Raw genomic sequence first — 23,285 nt, 5'->3', positions numbered from 1 at the left:
AAACACGTATATGGATGGACGATTATAATCATCACAGACCACATGACGCACTTGGCAAAGTGCCGCCAATAAAATACGCAGAACTTAATTCTTTTGGGGCTAGCCCCAAAAGAATTAAAAACAATAATTTTAATGAAGTTTTGGAAAACTAAACAGTTCTGATTGGGGGAAGCTTACAGGGCTAGCCCCAAAAGAATTAAAAACAATAATTTTAATGAAGTTTTGGAAAACTAAACAGTTCTGATTGGGGGAAGCTTACAAATCTATGTCTCTAAAAATAAAAATTATGATAAAACATATAAACAACTACAGTCATTTTTTAATAATGAGCAAGATGGCGAGCTAGCTTTTTTTAAACGATTTATTTCAGAAACATTTAAGAATGAAGATTTTTTCAAGTCAACTATTGATATAGATTTTAGCAGTATAAATCAAACGGATTTGCGGCAAGCTTATTATAAAATCTACTTAGATAAGGTGAAAAGCAAACCTATGAATGGTAAAGGATTGAAAGGTCAAACGTTAAATCAAGAAATTAAACTATCCTTTATAGGTTTCTATGACTTTATCATTATTCTTAGAAATAGATTCTTTCATTTAACTAAAGGAACTTGGCAGAATAACTTAAGCTCTACCGAAGTTTTGTATCCCGATTATTTCTTTAGGCCAATTATTAATCATGGTCTAAACTGGGTCGCATTGGTTATTTTTGAAATAATTAAAGTTGACTTTGAAAAAGGAGTAAAATGAAGAACGTTTTACCACAATGCGTTCTTTGAGAAGTTCTAATAATCAAAAATCAATATTGAGCCATTCAATAAAGCTCAACTCCTAACTCCCAACTTTTCCATATCTTTGCCGCTCATTAAAAATTAGTACTATGGAAGATGGAATTTATGCCAAATTCAACACATCAAAAGGCGAAATATTAGTAAAATTAACACACGATAAAACTCCGGGAACAGTAGGTAACTTTGTTGGTCTTGCCGAAGGGGATAAAGAAAATTCGGTTAAGGCAAAAGGCGAGCCGTACTACAACGGACTAAAATTTCACAGGGTCATTCCTGATTTTATGATACAAGGGGGTTGCCCGCAGGGAACCGGTACCGGTGACGCCGGTTATAAGTTCGATGATGAATTTCATCCAGAGCTAGACCACAGTAAGCCGGGAGTGCTATCCATGGCCAATGCAGGTCCAGGAACTAATGGAAGTCAGTTCTTTATAACACATGTTCCTACACCTTGGTTGGATAACAAACATACCGTTTTTGGACATGTGGCATCCGGACAAGAAGTGGTGGATAGCATTGCCCAAGGGGATAGTTTGGACACTGTTGAAATTGTAAGAGTAGGTGATGAGGCCAAGAACTGGGATGCTGTAGCAGCTTTTGATAAGTTCGAAGCTTCTGGAAAAGAGCGTATAGCAGCTGCAAAAGCAGCACAAGCCGCCGAGTTGGATAAAGTTGCGGCAGGGTTTGAGGCTACCGACTCCGGATTACGTTATAAAATGATTCAGAAGGGTAGTGGCGCAAAAGCCGAAAGTGGTAAAAAGGTGTCCGTACATTATGAGGGTTCCTTATTGAACGGTCAGGTATTTGATTCTTCATATAAAAGAAATTCTCCTATAGATTTTCAATTAGGGGTTGGCCAAGTAATTCCAGGATGGGATGAAGGTATTGGACTTTTAAAAGTAGGCGATAAAGCACGGTTCGTGATTCCGTCTGATTTAGCCTATGGTAGCGCAGGAGCTGGTGGAGTTATTCCTCCGAATGCAACACTGATATTCGATGTGGAATTAATGAACGTGGGATAACGGCAGTGAGCTAAAAAGTAGCATTTTAATAATAAAAAACACCTTGATTTTATCAGGGTGTTTTTATTTTGCCTTGGTTAGACTGAACAGAAAAAGAACAATATTGATCAGTAACAAAATACAGACGATAATTAAAAAAGTTTTCATAGGTACGGCTTTATAATCCTTATTGGTTATGTAACAACCCTCAGAAGAAAAACCCTACTTTAAAAAAAGCAATAGGTTAATTATTTTCTTTCGCTCCATAAACTGCCTATAAGCATTAAGGCATTCAAGAAAACTAGGAAAAGAAAAACTGCAAAAAAAGTACTCATGGATTAGGTTTAAGTTCTTGGGGAACTCTTATGTTTACTTTTTAGATGCGAAAAATAGTAATGGTTGCGTAAACGTTAAACAAAATTAGAAAAAAGTAACTTATTTCTTACGGTTTTAAAATTTAAATATAAAAAAAGCCTGAACATTTGTTCAGGCTTATACTATAAAAAAGTTAAATCTTTACCTAGTCAACTACTTTCACATTAACGGCGTTTAATCCTTTTTTACCTTGTTGTAGTTCAAATTCCACAACATCACCTTCTCGAACTTCGTCGATTAAGCCAGAAATGTGTACAAAATGATCTTCGTTTGAACCATCTTCAGTGATGAAACCATATCCTTTGGAATCATTGAAGAATTTTACTGTTCCTTTACTCATAATAGAAAAAATTATATATTAATTAAAGTGCAAAGATACTATTAAAATATTTAATTGTAAGATTTTTAGTAAGTTATATTACCGTTAAGTAATCTTATTTGCATCTTCACAGCCACTTGTAAACCAACAATTATGCCAAAGGATCGGGCGTCATTCGTAAATACGGCTTTATTTCTTCTACACCTTTTTTAAAAATCGTCTTTGCTTCTGCAGTAGGAATAGAAGGGCTCACCACTACATCCTGTCCTTTATCCCAATTTGCCGGAGTGGCTACTTTATGGTAGGCGGTGAGTTGAAGTGAGTCTATTACACGTAATAGCTCATAGAAGTTTCGTCCTGTCGAGGCAGGATAAGTAAGGATTAATTTTACGGTTTTATCGGGGGCAATTATAAATACGGAACGTACCGTTAAATTGTTATCCGCCTTTGGATGTATCATATCGTAAAGGTGAGACACGGATTTATCCTCATCCGCTATAATGGGGAAATTTACAACGGTATGCTGTACTTCATTTATATCCTTTATCCATTCTGTATGGGAAGCTGCACTGTCCACACTCAAGGCAATCATTTTAACGTTTCGCTTGTCAAATTCATCCTTAAATTTTGCCGCGGTACCCAATTCTGTGGTACAAACAGGTGTAAAATCTGCGGGATGTGAGAATAATATTCCCCAACTATCTCCTAAGTAATCGTAAAAATTTAGAGTTCCCACAGAGCTTTCTGCAGTGAAATTCGGTGCGGTATCTCCTAATCGTATCGTAGCCATAATAGTATCTATTTAAATTACTCTACAAAACTAGTAGATTAATTAATGCTTCTGTTTTATCAAGGGTTAAAAATGTATTAAAGTTTAGTATTTTTAAAGCATGGAAAATATGAAAGACTTACGTTATCCTATTGGGGAGTTCAATTGTCCGGATAAGCTTACTGCAGAACAGATTTCTGAATATATTCTGGAATTGGAAACGCTGCCAAGTCGTTTAGAAGATTTGGTCACGGATTTTTCCAATGATCAATTGGAAACACCCTATAGGCCGGGAGGATGGACCGTGAGACAAGTGGTACATCATATCGCAGACAGTCATCATCATAGTTATACCCGTTTTAAATGGGCGCTTACAGAAGATGAGCCTTTAATCAAAGCTTATGAGGAGAAAGATTGGAGTATTCTTTTTGACGCGCGTACGGCACCAATTTCCCTATCGCTCCACTATATCAGAGCGCTACATGCCAAGTTGGTATTTTTACTCAAAGGCATTGCTGCAGATGATATGAAGAAATGCTATCTGCATCCGGAAGGTAATGTTAAAGTCTCCGTAGCTGAAAATATTGCCAAATATGCATGGCACGGTAATCATCATTTTGCGCATATTAAAAATTTGGCCCAACGGGAAGGTTGGTAATCTTTTTAAACTATTATCGAAGAGTCGATACCTTAGAGACAGTTTTGGTCATAATAAACATCGGTTTTTTCTCCTCTATGGCTTGGGGAAAGGGTATTTCAGTTGTGCTGTGTTTTTTGAAGCCATTTTTTAAGTAAAAATGTAGTGCCGGTCCTTTTTGCATGGTATCCAACCAAATGATACGCTTTTTGAGTTCCTTGGCCCTCAGCTCTACAAATTGTAATACCTTTTTGCCAATACCTTTCCCAGTAGCCTCTTTTATGATATAGATTTTATCAACGTAAAGTGCTTCTTCCCTGGAATAAGAATCCAATGCTTTTTTCAAGGATATTTTTAGAATGCCCACAGTTTTTTTATTGTGATGAATAAGAAATAATAGGGTATTGGTATCCTGTTCTTCTTGAAGCAATACTTCCTCGGTAAAACTACTTTGAATATACGGTGCGGAATCTCCTTTTGGCCATAAGTGCCTATAATGCTGATTGTAGGCTTTGGTTCCTACGGTAATATAAGTGGCATACTTTTCTTGGGTCAGCGGTTCAAAATGAACAATATCTTTCATAAATGATAGTACTACTAGGGCAAACGGGGTATAAGCTTAAGTCTTTCTAAACTACTGTCACTCTTAAATAGGTAAATTACTTTCGTTGTATTTCTCATCCTTTAAGTAAACAGGAAGAATTGCCCGAAAATTGTAGGGACCATTCATTTTTAGGAATTGATCCATTTTATATTACATCCTATGCTCGGTTTTTGGTCCGGAGAAATAGGTTTGTTCTGTAGTAGTGCATCCATAGCTTGCCTTAAATCTTTTCCTGTTAGTTCTTTGCCATTTCCCGGCCTTGAATCGTCTAATTGACCACGATATACAAGTTTTAAGTTCTTATCGAAGAGGTAGAAGTCTGGCGTACAAGCCGCATCATAGGCTTTAGCCACTTCTTGTGTTTCATCATAAAGATAGGGAAAGGTGTAGCCTGCCTCTATGGCTTTAACGCGCATTAATTCCGGTCTGTCCTGGGGATAGTTAACGACATCGTTACTAGAAATGCCTATGAACTGAATTCCTTTCGATTGGTACTCCTTGGCCATTTTGCTAATTTCTGGATTCACATGTATCACAAACGGACAATGATTACATATAAATAGGATAACGGTACCATTCTTTCCTACCATCTCCGAAAGGTGCATGGTTGTACCACTAACGGTATCCGGCAGTCTAAATTCTGGCGCTTGTGTTCCAAGGGCCAACATATTGCTCTCTGTTCTTGCCATAGCTTTTATTCTGGAGTCATAAAGTTAAGCGTAATTCTATTGTTGTTTGTACTTATAAACCATATTTTTAACATCAATGTGCTTAGGCTAACCAACTAGATACACTTTGAGGGACGCACTTTTAGATAACGTACATATTAATTTTGATAGCGGATCACTATGGGTTTTAAACGTAGTCTTGGCATTTGTGATGTTCGGGGTTGCGCTTGAGATTTCCATAAAGGATTTTAAAGAACTTTGGTCCAATCCCAAGCCCATTCTAATAGGTGTTTTAAGTCAGTTCGTATTATTGCCGGTCGCAACTTTTATCCTGATTCTTATTTTGAAACCTTACCCCAGTATTGCTTTAGGAATGATAATGGTCGCCGCTTGTCCCGGGGGTAATATTTCTAATTTCATTACCCATTTGGCAGGAGGTAATAGTGCGCTTTCTGTTTGTCTTACCGCCATAGCCACGCTTCTAGCCGTGATTATGACGCCCTTAAGTTTAGAATTTTGGGGATCACTCTATCAACCGACTGCAAAGATTCTAGAGGCCGTTGCTATTTCCCCATTGGAAATGGTAAAACTCGTTGCGCTCCTCTTAGGAGTGCCACTACTGCTTGGAATGTCCTTGCATCATTTTAAGCCTAAGTTGGCCTTAATACTCGCAAAAGGTTTAAAACCCTTATCCCTACTATTTTTTATAGCCCTCGTATTTCTTGCATTATACAACAATAGCGATATTTTTATGGACTATATTTTTTATGTGTTTTGGATTGTGGTGCTCCATAATTTATTGGCATTTTTCACAGGGTTTTCCATTAGTAATATTTTTAAATTGAATCGGAAAAACAGTAAATCCATTACGATTGAAACCGGAATACAGAATTCCGGATTGGGTTTATTGCTGATTTTCACTTTTTTCGATGGTCTTGGCGGAATGGCGCTACTTACGGCCTTTTGGGGTATTTGGCATTTGGTCTCAGGCCTGTTGCTCGCGGGGTATTGGTCAAATAAGAGTATAACAAAGAAAGAAACCTTGGCTTAAAGAATAGGATGTATTATTTCATAAAAATCTTAATGAAATTGGCTTTGCACGCCTATCATAAAAAAATTGAGGTACACGGACTAGAAAACGTACCAAAGGATAAACCCGTTCTTTTCTTGCCAAATCACCAAAGTGCATTGTTAGATGTGCTTCTTATCGTAGTCGCATGTAATAGAAAGCCCTTTTTCTTGACACGTTCAGACGTTTTTGGAAAACCGCTTCTTGACGCTATTTTCAGATATTTTAGAATGATTCCTATATACAGGTTAAGAGACGGTAAGGATAAATTATCTAAAAACGATATGATTTTTGATGCCTGTGCCGATGTACTTCGGGATAAAGGGGCATTGGTAATGTTTCCGGAAGCCAACCACAATTTAAAGCGACGGGTGCGTCCTTTGAGTAAAGGATTTACAAGAATTCTGTTTAGGGCAAAGGACAGATACTTGGATTTGGATATTCATCTGGTACCTGTTGGATTAAACTATAAGGATGCTACAAATTTTCCGGACGAGGTGGCTATTTACTATGGAAAGAGTATCCCTTTAAATACACATTATGATAGCGAAAATATAATTGTATCTACCAATAGGGTAAAGACCCTAGTTTCGGACCGTTTAAAGGAATTAACTACGCATGTAGCCTCGGAGACGGAATATGATAAGGTGATTCGTTTTCTGGATGAAGCAGGCGAGGATTATCTGAGACCAAGAGAGGTTAATACAATGATTTCCAACTATGCAGAAGCTAGTTCGGAAATTCAGCATAAAAAGCCAAAGCGAAAAAGTGTAGCTGTTCAAACGGTTTTGGTTTTACTGAACGCACCAGTAGTTTTGCTATGGAAAGGTATTATGAAACCGAAGGTCTGGGAACCGGAATTTACGGGAACCTTGCGCTTTGCCACGGCAATAATAGGTTTTTTAATCTACTACACTTTGCTTTTTACCATACTATACTTCTATAGCGGATTTTCGCTCGCTTTGGGCATAGTGGTAGCGCTATTTGTATGTAATTGGATTTTAGTAAAGTACCTAAGCCCCTTTTAATCGATAGCGGCTTAGGTAAACTGTTTTACATCATTTCCCCGAAGAAAATAGCGTTCATCAAGAGTTTATTGGTACCGTACCAAAAGGCCCTGAAATTGGTATTGTCCGTGAAGGCGATAACGCGACCTTTTCCTAATCCTTGTACTTGAAACGGAACGGAACCTTTAAGAAGTGCTAGATTTTCTTCTGAGATATACCCGCTTAATAAAGGATCGTTGGTGTATGTGATGGGGTTGTTGTAGCTGTCTTCATCGGGAGAGATATACACATTGGTATTTCTGAATAAAGCAAGTTTATCGTTCTTGTAGCCAAAATTTATGGGATGGGAACGGTCCAATGTTGCCTCGAATATAGCCCCTCCGGTTACCTGGGCACCGTTAAAATCTCGTTTCTGGTCAAATGCGATGTTCTTAGCGACTAAAGTATCCTTTCTAAACTTCAACTTCATAAATTCATTGGTATTGAACCACTCTGCCACATTTCTATAGCCAATTAAAGTGCCACCGTCTTTGACCCAATCTTTCAGTTTTTCCGAGTTGTTCTTGTTCAATGCCTTTCCATAAGCACTGGGAATAATGATATCGGTATATTTGCTTAAATCAACAGAAGAAAAATAACCCACATCTATTTTGGTGAGCTCCATGTTATAGCGTGTATCGAACAAGTGCCAAATTTCTCCGGCATCATAAGAACGAATTCCATCGCCGACAAGAATAGCTATTTTCTGTTTCTCAACGGGGTCAAAATCATTACTTCCCAAATCGATTCCTCTTGTAAGTCCAGTTCCTACGGCGGTAATCGTTACGTTACTTTCCTTGGCCACGTCGACCAATAATGTGTGTAATTCGGAAGCACTTAAATCTTGGTTCTGTACGGGTACCATGATGGTTCCGTAATCATACGTTTTGCCTTCCAAGGTAAATGGAGATTTGGCCACTTTGGCCCTAAGGCCTTTTTCTACTATAGCGTGTAAGGCCTTTGGAGTGTAATACTCGTTCCATTCAAACAGATAGGCATAGTTACTTTTATCACTAACAGTGCCTTGTAAAGCGGCTAGCTTATCAATTTGTGGTCCTGCATTACTTAGTGAGCCAAGCTCGGTGTAATCAACATTAAATGCTAACGGAAATGTCCAAGCAGAGATATCATAGAACAAACTGTCCGTAAACGTGGTGCGCTTTTCAAACATCGCTTTGACCAGTCGTGGATTTTTCTGGTCCATGGGAACAACATAACTTTTTCCTTTCACATATGTTTTTCCATTGATGGTTACATCATTTGCCAATTCATGTATTTTCATTTTGTGGCGTTCCAATATCTCGGCCAGATGCCACGCCTTTGCACCGTCTTTATTATCTCCAAAAACAATTCCTTTGGTTTTGCTTCTCGAGGCTTCATTTTTTACATCTTGATAGAATTTTTTCTGATAGCCCAAGATTTTTTCGCGCATGTTCGTCGCTGCCTCAATCGTAGACAAAGCGGTGGTAAACTGATTGCGAATCGTAAACGGAAAGGTCAGTAAGCCGTTCTCACTTTCTTGAACATGACCTCTAGAGCTTCCTTGTTCGAAAAGAATACCTATACTACCATTTACATCTGGGAAAGTAGAGCCTTTTCCGTAGTAATAATCGTCGTATCCTTCCTCGGAATAGTATAAAGAGCCTATTTTATCTAGCGCTTTTGCATGATAGGTACCAATCTCGGCGGTTAACTCCTGATTAATTTTTGGGGTTAGTGGATGTACCCTCGTAGGTTCTCCCGGCTGAAAGAAAAAGGTGGAGTTCGTGCCCATTTCATGGTGGTCCGTAAGGATATTCGGTAGCCATTTGTGAAAACTTTCTATACGGGCCCTACTTTCGGGAAGTTGTACCGGTAACCAGTCCCTGTTCATGTCAAACCAGTAATGATTTGTTCTTCCTCCTGGCCAAACCTCATGGTACTCGCGCTCGTTGTTATCCGCTACTAAATTGATGCTTTTATTGGTGTTCGCCCAATAAGCAAAGCGTTGCAAGCCATCAGGATTGTAAGATGGGTCCATTAAAATTACCATATCGCTCAACATCTTTTCAATCTCGGGGCCTTGAGCTGCGGCCAAATAATACGCATACGCCAAACCTGCATTTGCACCACTAGGTTCGTTTCCGTGAATAGAAAATCCTTGGTACACTATAATGGGCATGTTAGAAATATCGCCGCTACCGGCGTTCTCGGTAAGCGCAATATGGTCTTCCCTTATTTTATTTATATTCCGATGGTTCTCTGGAGTGGTAATGGTGAGTAGTAACAATGGTCTGCCTTCAAAAGTTTCCCCTCTGTTCTCTATGCTGATACGGTCGCTAGACTTGGCCAGGGTCTGCATGTAGAACATTAACTTATCATGTGTTACGTGCCATTCTCCTACTTCGTGACCGATAACTTCTTTAGGTGTGGGTATAGATGCGTCGTAGGTAATTCCCTGTGGTAAGTAGTAATCTAATGCTAATGGTTGTTGCGCGCTAGAGTAAAAGCAAGTGGTCAGTACAAAGGCAAGTAAAATTTTCTTCATTTTGGTTGAATTTAGCTATGGTATAAAAGTAGAAAACGACCCTTAATTACAAGGGTCGTTATCATTTATTTAAGAGTATTTTTATCTAAATGTCATCAAAACTGACATCGGTAAAACTACCACTTGGTTTTTCTTCACTAACGGCAGTGCCATCCTCCTCTTTCTTAAAGTCTTTTTGATGTCTTTCCGAGATAACTTCGGTACCTTTTTCCTCTATAATAAAGTCCATCATCTCCTCAAAATTTTCTTTGAAGGCTTCAAAATCTTCTTTATAGAGGTATATTTTATGTTTTTTATAATGAAAAGAACCATCATCATGAGTAAATTTCTTACTTTCTGTAATGGTTAAATAGTAGTCTCCGGCCTTTGTGCTTCTCACATCAAAAAAGTAAGTTCTTCTGCCCGCACGTAAAACTTTAGAGTGAATTTCCTCTTGGTCCATTGATTCTCTGTCGCTCATTTCCTGTCGTTATAATGTCTGATTATTCTATCAAAAATGAAAAAAAAAACGCTATCCAACAACAATTTTCTAGTTTTCTTTCTCGGAAAGCTGATTATTATAGAGCTCTTTATAGTAGCCATCGATAGCATTTAGTTCTTCGTGTGTTCCTTCTTGCAAAAGCTTCCCATCTTCCAAAACCAATATTTTATCAGCGTTTTTAGCAGAAGAGACCCTATGGCTTACAATCAGTGTAGTTCGGTTTTTCGAGGCCTTTTTCAAGTTCGCTAATATCTCCTCTTCTGTTTCGGTGTCCACTGCCGAGAGACAGTCATCAAAAAGATATATCTGGGGGTCTTTCATCAAAGCACGGGCAATGGACACGCGTTGTTTTTGTCCACCACTTAGGGTAATCCCTCTTTCTCCTAATACCGTTTCATACTGTTTGGAAAAACCGATGATGTTATCGTGTACGACCGCTTTTTTGGCCGTGGCTATAATTTCTTCGTCCATAGCATCATGCTTTCCGAATTTAATATTGTTTTTAATGGTATCGGAAAATAGAAAGGCATCCTGTGGAACAGCACCTATGGCCTCCCTGAGATTTCTTACATTCATTGTTTTAATAGGAATACCGTCTATCAGAACTTCTCCTGAAGTTACATCGTACAACCGCGCAACCAAATCTAGTATCGTTGATTTCCCCGAACCGGTTTTACCGATAATTGCCGTAGTTTTTCCTTGCTTTATATGGAAGGAAAGATTTTTTAACGCTGTTATTTCCGTATCCTCATAAGTGAAGGTGACATCCTTGAACTCAATATCGCCCTTAACTTCATGTGTTATGGCATTGTCCGTGTTTAACTCTGATGACTCGTTCAAAAATTCATTTATTCTTTTTTGACTTGCCTCCGCTCTTTGAACGATAGAGGTCAACCACCCAACAATGGCCACGGGCCATGTTAGCATGTTTACATAAAGGATAAATTCTGCGATTAGGCCAACACCTATTTCCCCGTCTATATATTGCTTACCACCGATATAAATGACCAGAATATTACTAATGCCGATAAGTAATATCATAAGAGGAAAGAACCATGCGTTTACTTTTGCCAAGCTCATACTCTTTTCCCTGCCTTCATTGGCCAAATCACTTAGTTCCCGGTTCGTCTGAGGTTCTAAAGCATAGGCCTTAATTACGGAAACACCGGAAAATACCTCTTGCGTAAACGTGGATAGGGAGGATAGGTACTCCTGTACGATAGTACTTCTTTTATGGATAATCTTACTAATACGATATATGAGAACCGAAAGAATAGGTAAGGGTAACAGCGTATAAGCAGCTAAAGTTGGCGCTTTAATGAACATTAATGGAATAAGGCAGGCGAAAAGCGTAAGGGTCTGCATCCCGTACATGATTGCAGGACCGGCATACAAACGTACCTGATTAACATCTTCACTGATACGGTTCATTAAATCACCTGTCCTATTTTTTTTATAAAAGTTGAGGCTTAAAATTTGATAGTGATCAAAAATTTCATTTTTCAGGTCGTACTCAATATACCTGGAAACATTAATAATGGTCTGGCGCATTAAGAAAGTGAAAAAACCAGAAAGTAATGCGGCTCCAACAATGATAAGAATGTATTCCTGTAAAAGCTCCTTTGCGGTGGCGGTGGCCAGTTCTTCTCTTATGAATTGCTCAACAACGGAAATAATCTTGTTGACGTAAGAAGGCATTACGAGTTGAAAAAGGCGGGCAATAATGGTGATTATAATTCCTACCAGGAGTTTAAGCCAATATTTTTTGAAGTATTTATTAAGATGCTTAAGTTCCTTCATTAAAGCCTACGGTTGCAAAATTCTGATTTAAGATTTGCCAAAGATAAGTTTTTGATAAAGAATTGAATGTTATAAAATACCTAAGATAAATGCTAATGCTTTTGTGGCAGTCTGAATAGATGCTTACTTTTGCCCTGCGAAAATCAATCATAAACAACAGTTCTTTCACATGCTTACACGAAGGCACATTAGGGTAAAAGTAATGCAATGCATTTATGCCCTAATTCAATCAAAAGACGACTCCTTGCCCAAACAGGAGAAATTTTTAAAAGTTAGTATAGCTAATACTTACAGTCTGTACTTGTTATGGTTAAGTCTTTTTATGGAACTTCACCAACGTGCTGCAAATCAAATAGATTTAGCTTCCAAAAAATACTTGAATACCAAAGAAACGGCATTCCCGGACGAGTTGAAATTTACAAAGAACAAACTCTTACTTCAACTCATTCAGAGCCAGACTTTAAAGGAAGAATTGACCAATAGAAAACTAGATAACTGGTACCTTAACGAGGAATATGTAAAGCTCATCTATAATGCCATCTTAGAAAGTACCATTTACAAGAACTATATGAACTCTAACGATAACAGCTACGAGTCCGATAAGCAAGTTATTATAGAATTGTTTAAAGAGGTCATTGCCCCGAACGACAAAATTTACGAGTATTTTGAGGATGATAAACTTACTTGGATAGATGATATCCCCATCGTTAATACCTTTATCGTTCGGTTGTTTAAGAAGGCAAAAGCACAACAGAAGCCAGATTACTTTATGCCCAAATTGTTGAAAGATAAAGAGGATATGGATTTTGCCAATCAACTTCTTTCTAAAACATTGCTTAAGAACGATGCTTTAGAGAAGGAGATAGAGGGTAAAACACCCAATTGGGACAAGGACCGTATTGCGGATGTAGATGCCATTCTACTTAAAATGGCCATTTGCGAACTACTCCATTTTCCATCGATACCGGAGCGGGTAACAATTAACGAATATTTAGAAATCGCCAAAGAATATTCAACACCTAAAAGCAGTATTTTTATCAATGGTATTCTAGACAAGCTAACTAAAGAATATAAGGCCAAAGGAAAACTGAATAAGATGGGTAGAGGTCTTTTATAAAATATTTTTCTAATTTTACGTTTAATTAAAAAATAAATACCTTAAATAATGAAAAAGATAGTAGTTGCAATTTGTACGATTTCCATGTTCGCATTCACCTCTTGTAAAGAAAATGCCTCAAGTAAAATTAATACTGATAATGTTGCGGAAGCAGCTGTTAGGGATGAGGCTGCTAAAGCTATTCCGGTAATGACCTTTGAAAAAGCCGAGCATGATTTCGGTACTATTGAGCAAGGTACTCCGCAGGAGACGGCTTTTAAATTTACCAATACTGGTAACGCCCCTCTAATCATTACCGATGCTAAAAGTAGCTGTGGTTGTACAGTGCCAAACCCGCCAAAAGAACCAATTGCTCCTGGTGAATCTAGTGAGTTATTGGTGAAATTTAATGGGTCTGGTCAAAATCAGGTTACTAAAACCATTACAGTGATGGCAAATACAGAAAAGGGTTCTGAGCTATTAAGAATCAAAGCTTTTGTTAACCCAAAAGGAGCAGCACCACTTGGGCCTGTTAAATAATTTTAAAATTTAATAGCTACCAAATGGGTGATATGGGACAGTTTCTTCCAATGATTTTAATTTTCGTTGTGGCTTATTTCTTTATGATAAGACCTCAAATGAAAAGACAAAAGGACGAGAAGAAATTTTCGGCGGAATTAAAACGTGGTGATCGCGTAATAACGAAAAGTGGTTTACACGGTAAGGTTGTAGATTTGAACGATAAGGATGCTTCCTGTGTCATTGAAACAATGGCCGGAAAATTAAAGTTCGATAGGTCCGCCATATCTATGGAGATGAGCAGAAAACTAGCTGCTCCCGTTAAAAAATAATGTTGCAGCGCAGCTGAAGTGAAGCACCGATGGAAAGATTGGTGCTTTTTTTATGTCTTATTTTAGTGCTGTTGCAGATATAAGTTTGTTTATCAGTAGGAGCCTACGAAACTAAGGCAAACAATAATTTTTAGGATGTTACTTCTAACATTACTAGCGGTACTGATCATTGAGTCCTTTTCCTTCTAGAATCATCGGGAGTATTTTAGATAAGCGAGCTTCTTTAGTCTGTTCCCGTTTGGCTCCGCTAATATACTCGGCATATTCTTTTTGTCGGGATGAGGATAGCGTATGAAAAGCCTTCTTGAGTTCTGGATTATTTTCAAAGGCAATCTTAAGTTCCTTTGGCAAGACCACAACAATACCTTGCTTCTTTTTGGGGACCAATCGTATGCCTTTTCTTTCGTTTTCAATGGCCTCATTAATGTAGGCGGAAACCATTTTCTCTTTTATCTCGTCCCTAGATTTAAATTTCCAATGGCGCATTGCCTGGGTCTTGCCTTCTTGGGCATTCTCCAGTACGTTCTTGCTGTCACTTAAGAACACGCCGTTAAAGAACCAAATACCAAAATGCCCTTTAAATTTACAGATCGCCAGTACGTTTTTTCCGTTTAACGTATAGGTAGGAAACATCCATTTAAAAGTTTCCTCTAAATCGGTTTTTATTACCAATTCCCTGAGTTGGGTTATGGCCTCTTTAAAGAGGTGTTCTTCCTCGTAATAGGCTTCTATTTTTTCGGATTTATCCACTGCACTTATTTTTCTTTAGCAGTAAGTTCGCAAATTTTTACGATAACTTCTACCGCTTTCTGCATACTTTCCACAGGAACGTATTCATATTTTCCATGAAAATTATGACCACCGGCAAAAATATTGGGACAGGGGAGGCCCATAAAACTAAGTTGTGACCCATCCGTTCCGCCACGAATGGGTTTAATAATGGGCGAAACACCAACTTGCTCCATCGCTTTTTTTGCTATGTCTACAATATGCATCACAGGTTCAATTTTTTCACGCATGTTAAAATACTGGTCGGCTATTTCCAATTCTATACAGTCATTATAATCTTTATTCAATTGATCTGTAACCTCCTTTAGTAATTCTTTTCTTTTTAGAAAATTACCATGGTCATGATCACGAATTATGAGTTCAATATTGGCTTTTTCTATCTCTCCATGGAGTTCATAAACATGGAAAAAACCTTCCCTGTCACAGGTTCTTTCAGGAGTTTCGTTTTTGGGTAGTCTTCCTAAAAACTCGTTCGCAATTCCTAGGGCATTGACCATTTTACCTTTTGCATAACCAGGGTGGACACTCTTCCCGGTAATACTTACTTTCGCGCCAGCGGCATTGAAATTTTCATACTCCAATTCACCTATTTGACTACCGTCCATAGTATAGGCCCATGCAGCACCGAACTTTGCTACATCAAACTTATGCGCGCCTCTACCTATTTCCTCGTCAGGGGTAAAACCTACCCTAATGGTACCATGTTTTATTTCTGGATGTTGAACAAGGTATTCCATAGCGGTCATTATCTCCGTAATCCCCGCTTTGTCGTCGGCCCCTAAAAGGGTGGTGCCGTCCGTTGTAATTAACGTTTGTCCTTTATATTGAAGTAAATCTTCGAAATAATCTGGTGAGAGTATAATATTTTTTTCTTTGTTCAAAATGATGTCCTTTCCGTCATAATCTCTAATAATCTGTGGATTGATATCGGTCCCGGAAAAATCGGGTGTGGTGTCAAAATGAGAAATGAATCCGATTACGGGTACCTTCTGCGTAATGTTGCTGGGTAAGGTGGCCATGATATAGGCGTTATTATCTATGCTTACGTCCTGCATGCCAATTGCTTTAAGCTCGGCAACTAGTTTGTGGGCAAGGTTCCATTGCTTTTCCGTACTCGGTGTCGTCTCCGAGTTAGGATCACTTTGAGTATCAATTTTCACATAGCTTATAAAACGGTCAATAAGTTGTTGCATAGGTCGTGTTTTAATCAAAAATAGGGTTATAAATCGTATTTTAGCTTAGTTTTAAATTACCTAGATGACACACAAAAAATGTAATGTTCTTATTTACTTAATATTGATTATGCTTTTTTCTGTTGATCTTAGAAGCCAAGCCGATTGTGTTCTGGGGGTAGGTATAACAGAGGACGAAACATTGATTACTATTTTTCAAATGAATGAAATGCAGCAAGAGAATCTGGTAAATTTTGGTGCGGAATTGAAATATAGAAATGAAATTCTAAATAATCAATTAGCAAATATCATGCAGCGGCATCCACAAAGCACACCAACAGAATTAGGTCAACTCGCTGATAAATATAAAGCGGTCATGGATAGTATGCAGATGATACAGGCGTTCATAGATAAAAAAGTGCTATGGCTCTTTAACGAAAAGCAGTACGAGCTTTACCTGGAACTCTGTAAAGAGGCTTCTCGGTCCCCTTTTATAGTAGTGCCAACGGTTTATAACGATAGCATTACAAGAAAAGACTAATGTACATCTGATTTTTGTGATTGCTATAGAAGGTTCGTTTACTTTTCAGTTTGTATTTTTGTAGTTCACTATGATTTATGTATAAACTAATTATCCGCCCAATTCTTTTTTTATTGGACCCTGAGAGGGTGCACTATATAAGTTTTTCCCTCATTAAGTTTGCTTCAAAAATTGGTCTTTCCGGACTTATAAAAAATCACTTTACGCATGAAGATGTACGATTGGAACGAGAGGTATTCGGGTTAAAATTTAAAAATCCTGTAGGTTTGGCCGCAGGTTTTGATAAGAATGCCTTGTTATACAATGAGCTGTCTGATTTTGGGTTCGGTTTTATTGAAATAGGAACCTTAACACCCAAGCCCCAAGATGGAAATCCAAAACAGAGATTATTCAGACTCAAGGCAGATAAAGCTATTATCAATAGAATGGGTTTCAATAACAATGGTGTTTTTGACGCTGTTGAGCAATTAAAAAAAGAGCACAACGTACTTATTGGGGGTAATATAGGTAAGAACAAAGTAACCCCTAACGATGAAGCCATTAAGGATTACCTCATTTGTTTTGATGCATTATTTGATCATGTGGATTACTTTGTTGTAAACGTAAGCTCACCGAATACCCCAGGTTTACGGGAATTACAAGACAAAGAACCACTTACGGCGTTACTCAAGGAACTTCAAAAAGAGAACGATAAATATGCACTTAAAAAAAGTGTTCAGCGAAAGCCGATTTTACTAAAAATAGCTCCCGATTTAACGGATGACCAATTACTGGATATCATCACTATCGTGGCAAGCACTAAAATTGATGGAATCATCGCCACGAACACGACAATATCTAGAGCCCATCTTAAATCTGACTTATTTTTAGTGGAACAGGCCGGAGGTCTAAGTGGAAAACCTTTAAAAGATAGAAGCACGGAGGTAATTCGTTTTCTGTCTGAAAAGAGTAATAAGGCGTTTCCAATAATTGGCGTAGGCGGCATACATTCACCAGAAGACGCTCTAGAAAAATTAGAGGCCGGTGCGGACCTAATTCAATTATGGACTGGATTTGTTTACGAAGGTCCGGGTTTAATTAAAAAAATAAACAAGGCTATTTTAGCCGATGTCCAAGATTAAATCTCAACGCTGCAAGAAGTTATAAATGGTGCTTCGGTTTGCTTCATTGGCACAGCCAAAGGGTGTAATGCCCCAAGGTAGTTTACCTTCCTCACATTAACCCTCGCCTTTTGCTTAGTAGAAGGAGTCAATCATTTTACTTCGTCCAATAGTCCAATACGAGCACATCATCTAAATGCGGCCCTAAAACCTCACCAAACGCTTTATGATTAGGGTGTGGTAAATAAATACCTCTGTCTTCCTCACTTTCAAAAGTTAAGAAAAAACAGTGGGTCAATCCCTTATTAAGGCTTTCCGGACTGTTATTGACTCCCCATTCGTAGCCCTTGATTTGTGGTATTTTGCTGGGTAATGAACTAAAGGCGTCTTCAACCTTTTTGATATCTTCTGGAGCAGTGCCGTCCTTGAATTTAAAGAGAACCACATGTCTTAATACACTATCCGCGCTTATATGGGTTGTCTGATTATTTTTATTAGTAGTCTCAAATGAATAAAATGACATTGTAAGTACTGATAGAAGGACTACTGCTCCTGTAATTTTTAAGGTTTTCATGATGCTTTATTTACTTTTGTGAAAGATAAAGAAAGATAACTATCTTTTTAGGGCGAAATGATTTTTAAATTCTTTTTGTTCTCCGTTCATCGTGTAACTAATTTTGAACCAGTAATCTGAGGACGGTAAGAGTTTTCCGTTGCTATTTCCGTTCCAGCCATTTTCATCATTAAATTGAAAGTGTAGCTTTCCAAAGCGGTCGTAGATATAAATTTGGGCATTCTCAATTTCTAACAATCCTATAATTTTCCATGTATCATTGGTTCCGTCACCATTAGGAGTAAAAAATTTGGGGTAGTCAACCACTAAGAAGGGTTGGGACAACACAGTACAATTCCTAGTATCTGTAACATATGCTATGTGTTCACCTGCTTCCAAATTATCAAACCTGGAATTAGTAGTGAAATCGGAATCGTCAACTGCAAATAAATATTCATTACCTCCCTCGACCTCAATAGCTATGGAATTGTTTCCAGAGAACAGGTCGTTCAGGGGAACGATTTCAAAAAGGGTCGGAGGACTAACGGGAACTACTTTTGTGAAAATCGTGAATTCACAACCAAATTGTAAATTTTCTAAGACTACAAAATAGGTGCCTGGAGTGGCTGGACTATAGTTGTTCGCTGCAGCATTGGGAATCCTATTTTCTTCCCTAACGACATCTTTGTACCATTGAAAATTGTAGTCTGATGTCGCCAACCCGGTATCTAATAACGGTAAGGGGGTTAATGGGTTGTTATCTTCATCCAAACATAGGAGATACTCTTCAGCTAGCGGAGAGACAAATTCTAATTTTCGAAGGAAAATTTCAAACGATGTAATTTCATAGCAACTTTCACCAGAAGATATGCGAGCAAAGATAGTTTTGGTTTCTTCGGTTCCAAAGTAAGGGCTGGTGCGCGTGATGTTATTTTCGAGATTTTCGGCGTCTTCCTGTGTTTCAAAAAAGTAGACTTTATAGATCCTATCATTTTGATTTCCTAAAATCCTGTTTCTATTCGCCGTAAAATCAAAAGGCTCAATATCGTTCCCGTCCAAATCACAGGCGTTTATATCCAAGGGTTGCTCGGCTATCAGCGGTGGTTCAATATATTCTATTTCAATTGCTCCGTTTGAAATACATACTTCTGAAAATACCACTTGTACCTCGTATAATCCATCATCATTCACGGTTATGACAGGAATATCGTCGAATGCCGTTAGTTGTGTTCCGTCCCTATACCAAACGTAACTTTGCGCTCCTTGTGAAGTAGCGTCCAGTATTAGTTCTTCACCGATACAGAGTGGTTTGCCGTTGGCAACCGTTCTATTTTCTCCCAAACTAACATCTATGGAGAAACTACCGGCCTCGAGGAAAACAGCGGAGTCTAGATCAGCGTCTAGATTATCGGCAATTACAAGTTTAATCGTGTAATTTTCTCCAGGATTTACCTCGGAGAATGCAACCAGGCTCTTCGTTTGTCCAAAAAATGAAATTCCAGAATTCTCGCCATTCAGACCACCAAAAAAATCCTCATTCGCAGGTTCACAGGCATCTTCAACTCCGGGTCGTATAGTTGTAGCACTAACAGGAGAATCAGTACCAGGAATAACTGCTAGATTGGAAGAAATTCCATTCGCATCGGTGAGAATAAAAGCAAATACATCAGAGAACGTGCATTGATAATTATCGGAATATTCTTCTGAGGCGAACAGAAAATTGAAGCTTATACTGTTGGTGCTTGGCACAAAGTCGAATTGTATATAGGAGGCGTTAAAAAGGTTTCCTGTTCCCGTTGCCGATCTTAAATCATTATCTCCCGGCCAGTCCGCATCTCCAGTAGTATAGATTTGATCGTTAGGGCCCACTGCATCGGCAGCATTACCTGTGGATAAAATGATGCCTTCCCTGTATTGAAATCTTGCTCCGTTAGAATTAAAGTAACCTATACCATTCACCCCGAAATCCGTGCCGGTATAGGAAGTGTAGTTAGAGGTTTCCGCGCAGCTACTATTTACAAGGATATCTCGTATAAGCTCTTCTTCCGAGAGACCAGTGTCCACTTGGAACTGACCATAACAAGATAGCGTGGTGAGCAATAAAAGTAATACCGCTTTTTTCATTTCTGGTCTAGGGCAAAAGTAATCTTTGCGATTTCTCGTTAGCTAGGAATATAAAAACTATTTTGGACTTATCATTATTTTATAAGTTAAGAGTGATTTTTTTTCAGATGAAAACAATATACGAGGTATTTAAATAGAAAAATAGTTAGGCTTACTCTTTGGATATAGGCGGTAATTCGTAATTTATCGGCCTTAATCAACGAGTATTGAATTTAGAGCTATTACTTCCTTTTTGTGCCGCAACGGCCGCCTTGGCGCTATCACCCGGACCAGATAATATTTTTGTGTTAATACAGAGTATGACCAATGGTAAACGATATGGTTTAGCCACTATCGCTGGGCTTATGACGGGTTGTTTAGTCCATACAAGCTTATTGGCATTTGGGGTATCCATAATAATAAAGGATAACCCCATTGTGTTTAATGCGATTAAGATTTTTGGAGCCTTATACCTTTTGTATTTGGCATGGCAAGTTTTAAATTCGGATGAGGCCATTTCCTTGGGCAATGGTAAAGGCAATAAGAAAGGGCTTTTGGCCTTATTTAAGCAGGGGTTTGTTATGAACGTACTTAACCCTAAGGTGACCATTTTCTTTTTAGCATTTTTCCCTGGCTTTTTGTTCTCAGAAGAATTGAGTACCGTGGTACAATTTTATGTTCTAGGCTTTTTATTTATTCTGGTCTCTTCTTTCGTTTTTTGTGGAATAGCTCTTTTAGCTGCTTCTATAGCTGATTTTCTAAAGAAAAATGCTAGAACAGGAGCTGTATTAAAGTGGCTTCAAATTATTGTTTTTGTGGGAATAGCTATCTACTTGTTTATAGGTTGAGCAAATTTAGACTAGAACTTGATTTTTGAGTTTGTACTTTTACAATATGTCCGAAAAGGTAAAGATTATTGAATGTCCTAGGGATGCAATGCAAGGCATAAAGGATTTTATACCTGTGCATGAGAAAGTGAGGTACATCCAATCTTTGCTTAGCTGTGGTTTTGATACCATAGACTTTGGAAGTTTTGTTTCGCCAAAGGCCATTCCGCAAATGGTAGATACGGCTGAGGTCCTGGCAAAGCTAGATTTATCGAGAACTACAAGCAAGTTGCTGGCCATAGTAGCGAATGTTAGAGGGGCAAAGGCAGCTGCTTTACATCCGGAAATACAATACCTAGGGTTTCCATTTTCTATTTCGGAAAACTTTCAGATGCGAAATACTCACAAGACAGTAGCCGAATCTGTCGTTACGCTAGAAGAAATTTTCAATATTGCGGACGCCGCCAATAAGGAAGTAGTAACTTATATATCCATGGGTTTCGGAAATCCCTATGGAGACCCATGGAATGTGGATATTGTTGGAGAATGGACAGAAAAAATGGCGAGTATGGGCGCTAAGATCTTATCGTTGTCGGACACCGTAGGTACATCGGATCCTGAGACCATTACTTATCTTTTCTCCAATCTCATCCCGAAATATCCAAATATAGAATTTGGAGCTCACTTACACACGACCCCCACAAAATGGCACGAGAAGGTCAATGCTGCCTATAAAGCCGGTTGCCGACGATTTGATGGTGCCGTTCAAGGATTTGGTGGTTGTCCAATGGCTAAGGACGAGCTTACAGGTAATATGCCAACCGAAAAAATATTATCGTATTTTACCGCCGAGAAAGCAAGCACAGGGGTGAATTGGCTGGCTTTTGAAGCTGCCTATAACAAGGCTTCCGAGTTATTCGGTGCCTACCATTAATTTCTAAATAAATCATCGAGTAAATTTTCCAAATCTAGGTGAAATAAGGTGCCTTTTACCAAGTCATTCATAGCTTTTAGCTCCTCTACGTTCATGGCAAAGGATACTTGTGTAAAGGGCGAGTCTACCAATAATGCCTTACAAGAGTGCTTTGCGCTGCAATCGGCGCATGGCGAACTGGAGCGTTTGGCGTGCTGAATATTCTTTAGAAACTGCCATAATTCCTCTTTGCTCAGCATTAAACCAGTATCTCTAAAGACCAATTGAATTTTCTTCGTTGTATAATTCGGTGCGGTAGGCCATACGAAAGCTATTCCAAATGAGTTGACATATAAGAGGTTTACATCTGTCATCTTGCGTGGGTAAAATTTATATTACTTGTCAAAAATACTATTCTTATTTAGAATGATTAAAAATAATTTGATATTCTTGTATATGGGGATTAAAGAGATAATCCATTGGAAAAAAAAGTCATAATTGAATAAAACCCAATAAAAGCTCATTAAATTTGTAAAAAGCGATAAGGATGAACAAGACTATAGAAGCACTGTTAAACGACCAGATTAAATATGAGGCAAACGCATCAATGCACTACTTGGCCATGGCTTCATGGGCGGATGCTCAAGGATACAACGGAATTGCAGAATTCTTTTACAAGCAATCGGAGGAAGAGCGTGTTCACATGACTAAATTGGTAAAATTTGTAAATGAACGTAGTGGAAAGGTAATAGTACCGGCTTTAGAAAAACCCAAAGAAAGCTTTGAATCCCTGAATGAATTATTTGCCGATTTCTTAAAGAGTGAAATGTTCGTAACTGAGCAAATTAATCACGTAATCTTCGAATGTTTAAATAAGAAAGACTACAATGTCCATAATTTTATGCAGTGGTATGTTACGGAACAACTCGAGGAGGAAGCCGTAGCCAGGACACTTCTGGATAAGCTGAACATCATCGGAGACGATAAATCCGGGCATTATATGTTTGACAGGGATATCAATGCCATAGCCCTATCGGTAGATGCTGAGGAATAGCTAACAGTGTCTATAAAAGTTTTCAAAAAAGACTTCCAATTGGAAGTCTTTTTTTAGTAGCTTTGTTATTATTTAGATTTAATAAAAATAATGAAGACAGCATTTTTTATGACTCCTTGTTTGGTTATTGACCCTAATTGCGGCGATTGTACTGCTGTGGGTAAGAAAAAGAAGTGCTGTAAAAAGTATAAAAAAAAGG

At 38.3% G+C, this 23,285-nt stretch carries 26 protein-coding genes; 14 read left to right on the top strand and 12 right to left on the bottom strand.

Annotated features, from left to right (window positions below; genetic code table 11):
- From BFP77_RS16850 to BFP77_RS09430, 3 genes are all read left to right on the top strand, one after another.
- The coding region (locus BFP77_RS16850) for an integrase core domain-containing protein (protein WP_143751842.1) at positions 1 to 152 on the top strand (152 nt) is incomplete at its 5' end.
- A 340-nt stretch (positions 153 to 492) separates the two neighbouring features.
- Positions 493 to 750 carry a hypothetical protein gene (locus BFP77_RS16970; RefSeq protein ID WP_180272333.1) on the top strand — a complete coding sequence of 86 codons (258 nt, stop codon included), beginning with the start codon at positions 493 to 495 and terminating at the stop codon, positions 748 to 750.
- Between the two features lie 130 nt (positions 751 to 880).
- Entirely contained in the window at positions 881 to 1,813 is a 933-nt protein-coding gene (locus BFP77_RS09430; RefSeq protein WP_099573787.1) for a peptidylprolyl isomerase, read from the top strand.
- 499 nt (positions 1,814 to 2,312) lie between these two features.
- On the opposite strand, the gene BFP77_RS09425 is transcribed toward BFP77_RS09430, so the two are convergent.
- The gene (locus BFP77_RS09425) at positions 2,313 to 2,507 is read right to left on the bottom strand and encodes a cold-shock protein (RefSeq protein ID WP_013304911.1); all 195 of its coding nucleotides are present in this window, start codon (positions 2,505 to 2,507) and stop codon (positions 2,313 to 2,315) included.
- Between the two features lie 130 nt (positions 2,508 to 2,637).
- Complete coding sequence (locus BFP77_RS09420) at positions 2,638 to 3,276, bottom strand: peroxiredoxin (RefSeq protein WP_099573786.1); 639 nt, start codon at positions 3,274 to 3,276, stop codon at positions 2,638 to 2,640.
- A 109-nt stretch (positions 3,277 to 3,385) separates the two neighbouring features.
- Here BFP77_RS09420 and BFP77_RS09415 point away from each other — a divergent pair, with 109 nt between their 5' ends.
- Positions 3,386 to 3,913, top strand: a complete 528-nt coding sequence (locus tag BFP77_RS09415; protein WP_306475424.1) for a YfiT family bacillithiol transferase — start codon at positions 3,386 to 3,388, stop codon at positions 3,911 to 3,913.
- 13 nt (positions 3,914 to 3,926) lie between these two features.
- Here the strand turns inward: BFP77_RS09415 and BFP77_RS09410 are convergent, their stop codons facing one another.
- Together BFP77_RS09410 and BFP77_RS09405 are read right to left on the bottom strand one after the other, a co-directional pair.
- Positions 3,927 to 4,475, bottom strand: a complete 549-nt coding sequence (locus BFP77_RS09410) for a GNAT family N-acetyltransferase (protein WP_099573784.1) — start codon at positions 4,473 to 4,475, stop codon at positions 3,927 to 3,929.
- Between the two features lie 149 nt (positions 4,476 to 4,624).
- Entirely contained in the window at positions 4,625 to 5,185 is a 561-nt protein-coding gene (locus tag BFP77_RS09405) for a thioredoxin family protein (RefSeq protein ID WP_099573783.1), read from the bottom strand.
- A 106-nt stretch (positions 5,186 to 5,291) separates the two neighbouring features.
- Between BFP77_RS09405 and BFP77_RS09400 the strand changes: the two genes are divergently transcribed.
- Positions 5,292 to 6,215: a bile acid:sodium symporter family protein gene (locus tag BFP77_RS09400; RefSeq protein WP_099573782.1), complete on the top strand. Its 924-nt coding sequence runs from the start codon at positions 5,292 to 5,294 to the stop codon at positions 6,213 to 6,215.
- 32 nt (positions 6,216 to 6,247) lie between these two features.
- Positions 6,248 to 7,261 carry a 1-acyl-sn-glycerol-3-phosphate acyltransferase gene (locus BFP77_RS09395; protein WP_218963467.1) on the top strand — a complete coding sequence of 338 codons (1,014 nt, stop codon included), beginning with the start codon at positions 6,248 to 6,250 and terminating at the stop codon, positions 7,259 to 7,261.
- Positions 7,262 to 7,286: 25 nt separating this feature from the next.
- On the opposite strand, the gene BFP77_RS09390 is transcribed toward BFP77_RS09395, so the two are convergent.
- The 3 genes from BFP77_RS09390 to BFP77_RS09380 all read right to left on the bottom strand — a co-directional run bounded on the left by BFP77_RS09390 (position 7,287) and on the right by BFP77_RS09380 (position 12,087).
- Entirely contained in the window at positions 7,287 to 9,806 is a 2,520-nt protein-coding gene (locus BFP77_RS09390; RefSeq protein WP_099573780.1) for a M14 family metallopeptidase, read from the bottom strand.
- 85 nt (positions 9,807 to 9,891) lie between these two features.
- Positions 9,892 to 10,266, bottom strand: a complete 375-nt coding sequence (locus BFP77_RS09385; protein ID WP_099573779.1) for a PUR family DNA/RNA-binding protein — start codon at positions 10,264 to 10,266, stop codon at positions 9,892 to 9,894.
- 69 nt (positions 10,267 to 10,335) lie between these two features.
- The gene (locus BFP77_RS09380) at positions 10,336 to 12,087 is read right to left on the bottom strand and encodes an ABC transporter ATP-binding protein (RefSeq protein WP_099573778.1); all 1,752 of its coding nucleotides are present in this window, start codon (positions 12,085 to 12,087) and stop codon (positions 10,336 to 10,338) included.
- A gap of 169 nt (positions 12,088 to 12,256) precedes the next feature.
- On the opposite strand from BFP77_RS09380, the gene nusB reads away from it, so the two are divergent.
- The 3 genes from nusB to yajC are packed head-to-tail and all read left to right on the top strand — an operon-like array spanning position 12,257 to position 14,034.
- Positions 12,257 to 13,204, top strand: coding sequence for a transcription antitermination factor NusB (gene nusB / locus BFP77_RS09375; protein ID WP_099573777.1), 948 nt, complete (start codon positions 12,257 to 12,259; stop codon positions 13,202 to 13,204).
- 48 nt (positions 13,205 to 13,252) lie between these two features.
- Complete coding sequence (locus tag BFP77_RS09370; RefSeq protein ID WP_099573776.1) at positions 13,253 to 13,723, top strand: DUF1573 domain-containing protein; 471 nt, start codon at positions 13,253 to 13,255, stop codon at positions 13,721 to 13,723.
- 23 nt (positions 13,724 to 13,746) lie between these two features.
- Positions 13,747 to 14,034 carry a preprotein translocase subunit YajC gene (yajC, locus tag BFP77_RS09365; protein ID WP_099573775.1) on the top strand — a complete coding sequence of 96 codons (288 nt, stop codon included), beginning with the start codon at positions 13,747 to 13,749 and terminating at the stop codon, positions 14,032 to 14,034.
- Positions 14,035 to 14,187: 153 nt separating this feature from the next.
- Here yajC and BFP77_RS09360 read toward each other — a convergent pair whose 3' ends face one another.
- Both BFP77_RS09360 and pepT read right to left on the bottom strand, forming a co-directional pair.
- The gene (locus tag BFP77_RS09360; protein WP_099573774.1) at positions 14,188 to 14,784 is read right to left on the bottom strand and encodes a YdeI/OmpD-associated family protein; all 597 of its coding nucleotides are present in this window, start codon (positions 14,782 to 14,784) and stop codon (positions 14,188 to 14,190) included.
- A gap of 5 nt (positions 14,785 to 14,789) precedes the next feature.
- Positions 14,790 to 16,016 (bottom strand): peptidase T, encoded by a 1,227-nt coding sequence (gene pepT / locus BFP77_RS09355; RefSeq protein ID WP_099573773.1) that lies wholly within the window; start codon positions 16,014 to 16,016, stop codon positions 14,790 to 14,792.
- A 64-nt stretch (positions 16,017 to 16,080) separates the two neighbouring features.
- Here pepT and BFP77_RS09350 point away from each other — a divergent pair, with 64 nt between their 5' ends.
- Both BFP77_RS09350 and BFP77_RS09345 read left to right on the top strand, forming a co-directional pair.
- On the top strand, positions 16,081 to 16,536 hold the full coding sequence (locus BFP77_RS09350; protein ID WP_099573772.1) for a hypothetical protein: 456 nt from the start codon (positions 16,081 to 16,083) through the stop codon (positions 16,534 to 16,536).
- Positions 16,537 to 16,613: 77 nt separating this feature from the next.
- Positions 16,614 to 17,657 carry a quinone-dependent dihydroorotate dehydrogenase gene (locus BFP77_RS09345; protein ID WP_099573771.1) on the top strand — a complete coding sequence of 348 codons (1,044 nt, stop codon included), beginning with the start codon at positions 16,614 to 16,616 and terminating at the stop codon, positions 17,655 to 17,657.
- 136 nt (positions 17,658 to 17,793) lie between these two features.
- Here BFP77_RS09345 and BFP77_RS09340 read toward each other — a convergent pair whose 3' ends face one another.
- Positions 17,794 to 18,210 carry a Dabb family protein gene (locus tag BFP77_RS09340; RefSeq protein ID WP_099573770.1) on the bottom strand — a complete coding sequence of 139 codons (417 nt, stop codon included), beginning with the start codon at positions 18,208 to 18,210 and terminating at the stop codon, positions 17,794 to 17,796.
- Positions 18,211 to 18,249: 39 nt separating this feature from the next.
- Positions 18,250 to 20,313, bottom strand: a complete 2,064-nt coding sequence (locus tag BFP77_RS09335) for a T9SS type B sorting domain-containing protein (protein ID WP_099573769.1) — start codon at positions 20,311 to 20,313, stop codon at positions 18,250 to 18,252.
- 206 nt (positions 20,314 to 20,519) lie between these two features.
- Between BFP77_RS09335 and BFP77_RS09330 the strand changes: the two genes are divergently transcribed.
- Together BFP77_RS09330 and BFP77_RS09325 are read left to right on the top strand one after the other, a co-directional pair.
- Entirely contained in the window at positions 20,520 to 21,140 is a 621-nt protein-coding gene (locus BFP77_RS09330) for a LysE family translocator (RefSeq protein ID WP_099573768.1), read from the top strand.
- A 46-nt stretch (positions 21,141 to 21,186) separates the two neighbouring features.
- Entirely contained in the window at positions 21,187 to 22,053 is an 867-nt protein-coding gene (locus BFP77_RS09325) for a hydroxymethylglutaryl-CoA lyase (protein WP_099573767.1), read from the top strand.
- On the opposite strand, the gene BFP77_RS09320 is transcribed toward BFP77_RS09325, so the two are convergent.
- Entirely contained in the window at positions 22,050 to 22,406 is a 357-nt protein-coding gene (locus BFP77_RS09320; protein ID WP_099573766.1) for a hypothetical protein, read from the bottom strand. The two genes, BFP77_RS09325 and BFP77_RS09320, sit on opposite strands and share 4 nt — an antisense overlap.
- A 173-nt stretch (positions 22,407 to 22,579) precedes the next feature.
- Here BFP77_RS09320 and BFP77_RS09315 point away from each other — a divergent pair, with 173 nt between their 5' ends.
- On the top strand, positions 22,580 to 23,086 hold the full coding sequence (locus BFP77_RS09315; protein WP_099573765.1) for a ferritin: 507 nt from the start codon (positions 22,580 to 22,582) through the stop codon (positions 23,084 to 23,086).
- Positions 23,087 to 23,285 lie beyond the last annotated feature (199 nt).

It is taken from the genome of Maribacter sp. 4U21, from assembly GCF_002742365.1.
Classification (GTDB): Bacteria; Bacteroidota; Bacteroidia; order Flavobacteriales; family Flavobacteriaceae; genus Maribacter.
The sequence above is the reverse complement of the archived record's forward strand: the minus strand, read 5'-3'. Positions and strand labels throughout refer to the sequence as shown.

Bases quoted from the DNA above. Each gene is read 5' to 3' on its own strand.
- BFP77_RS09340 (WP_099573770.1), bottom strand. From the start codon at position 18,210: ATGAAAACCTTAAAAATTACAGGAGCAGTAGTCCTTCTATCAGTACTT.
- BFP77_RS09350 (WP_099573772.1), top strand. From the start codon at position 16,081: ATGACACACAAAAAATGTAATGTTCTTATTTACTTAATATTGATTATG.
- BFP77_RS09370 (WP_099573776.1), top strand. From the start codon at position 13,253: ATGAAAAAGATAGTAGTTGCAATTTGTACGATTTCCATGTTCGCATTC.
- BFP77_RS09410 (WP_099573784.1), bottom strand. From the start codon at position 4,475: ATGAAAGATATTGTTCATTTTGAACCGCTGACCCAAGAAAAGTATGCC.
- BFP77_RS09425 (WP_013304911.1), bottom strand. From the start codon at position 2,507: ATGAGTAAAGGAACAGTAAAATTCTTCAATGATTCCAAAGGATATGGT.
- BFP77_RS16970 (WP_180272333.1), top strand. From the start codon at position 493: ATGAATGGTAAAGGATTGAAAGGTCAAACGTTAAATCAAGAAATTAAA.
- BFP77_RS09335 (WP_099573769.1), bottom strand. From the start codon at position 20,313: ATGAAAAAAGCGGTATTACTTTTATTGCTCACCACGCTATCTTGTTAT.
- BFP77_RS09415 (WP_306475424.1), top strand. From the start codon at position 3,386: ATGAAAGACTTACGTTATCCTATTGGGGAGTTCAATTGTCCGGATAAG.
- BFP77_RS09325 (WP_099573767.1), top strand. From the start codon at position 21,187: ATGTCCGAAAAGGTAAAGATTATTGAATGTCCTAGGGATGCAATGCAA.
- BFP77_RS09395 (WP_218963467.1), top strand. From the start codon at position 6,248: ATGAAATTGGCTTTGCACGCCTATCATAAAAAAATTGAGGTACACGGA.
- BFP77_RS09430 (WP_099573787.1), top strand. From the start codon at position 881: ATGGAAGATGGAATTTATGCCAAATTCAACACATCAAAAGGCGAAATA.
- BFP77_RS09420 (WP_099573786.1), bottom strand. From the start codon at position 3,276: ATGGCTACGATACGATTAGGAGATACCGCACCGAATTTCACTGCAGAA.
- BFP77_RS09315 (WP_099573765.1), top strand. From the start codon at position 22,580: ATGAACAAGACTATAGAAGCACTGTTAAACGACCAGATTAAATATGAG.
- pepT (WP_099573773.1), bottom strand. From the start codon at position 16,016: ATGCAACAACTTATTGACCGTTTTATAAGCTATGTGAAAATTGATACT.
- BFP77_RS09345 (WP_099573771.1), top strand. From the start codon at position 16,614: ATGTATAAACTAATTATCCGCCCAATTCTTTTTTTATTGGACCCTGAG.
- BFP77_RS09380 (WP_099573778.1), bottom strand. From the start codon at position 12,087: ATGAAGGAACTTAAGCATCTTAATAAATACTTCAAAAAATATTGGCTT.
- BFP77_RS09385 (WP_099573779.1), bottom strand. From the start codon at position 10,266: ATGAGCGACAGAGAATCAATGGACCAAGAGGAAATTCACTCTAAAGTT.
- BFP77_RS09390 (WP_099573780.1), bottom strand. From the start codon at position 9,806: ATGAAGAAAATTTTACTTGCCTTTGTACTGACCACTTGCTTTTACTCT.
- BFP77_RS09320 (WP_099573766.1), bottom strand. From the start codon at position 22,406: ATGACAGATGTAAACCTCTTATATGTCAACTCATTTGGAATAGCTTTC.
- BFP77_RS09405 (WP_099573783.1), bottom strand. From the start codon at position 5,185: ATGGCAAGAACAGAGAGCAATATGTTGGCCCTTGGAACACAAGCGCCA.
- yajC (WP_099573775.1), top strand. From the start codon at position 13,747: ATGGGTGATATGGGACAGTTTCTTCCAATGATTTTAATTTTCGTTGTG.
- nusB (WP_099573777.1), top strand. From the start codon at position 12,257: ATGCTTACACGAAGGCACATTAGGGTAAAAGTAATGCAATGCATTTAT.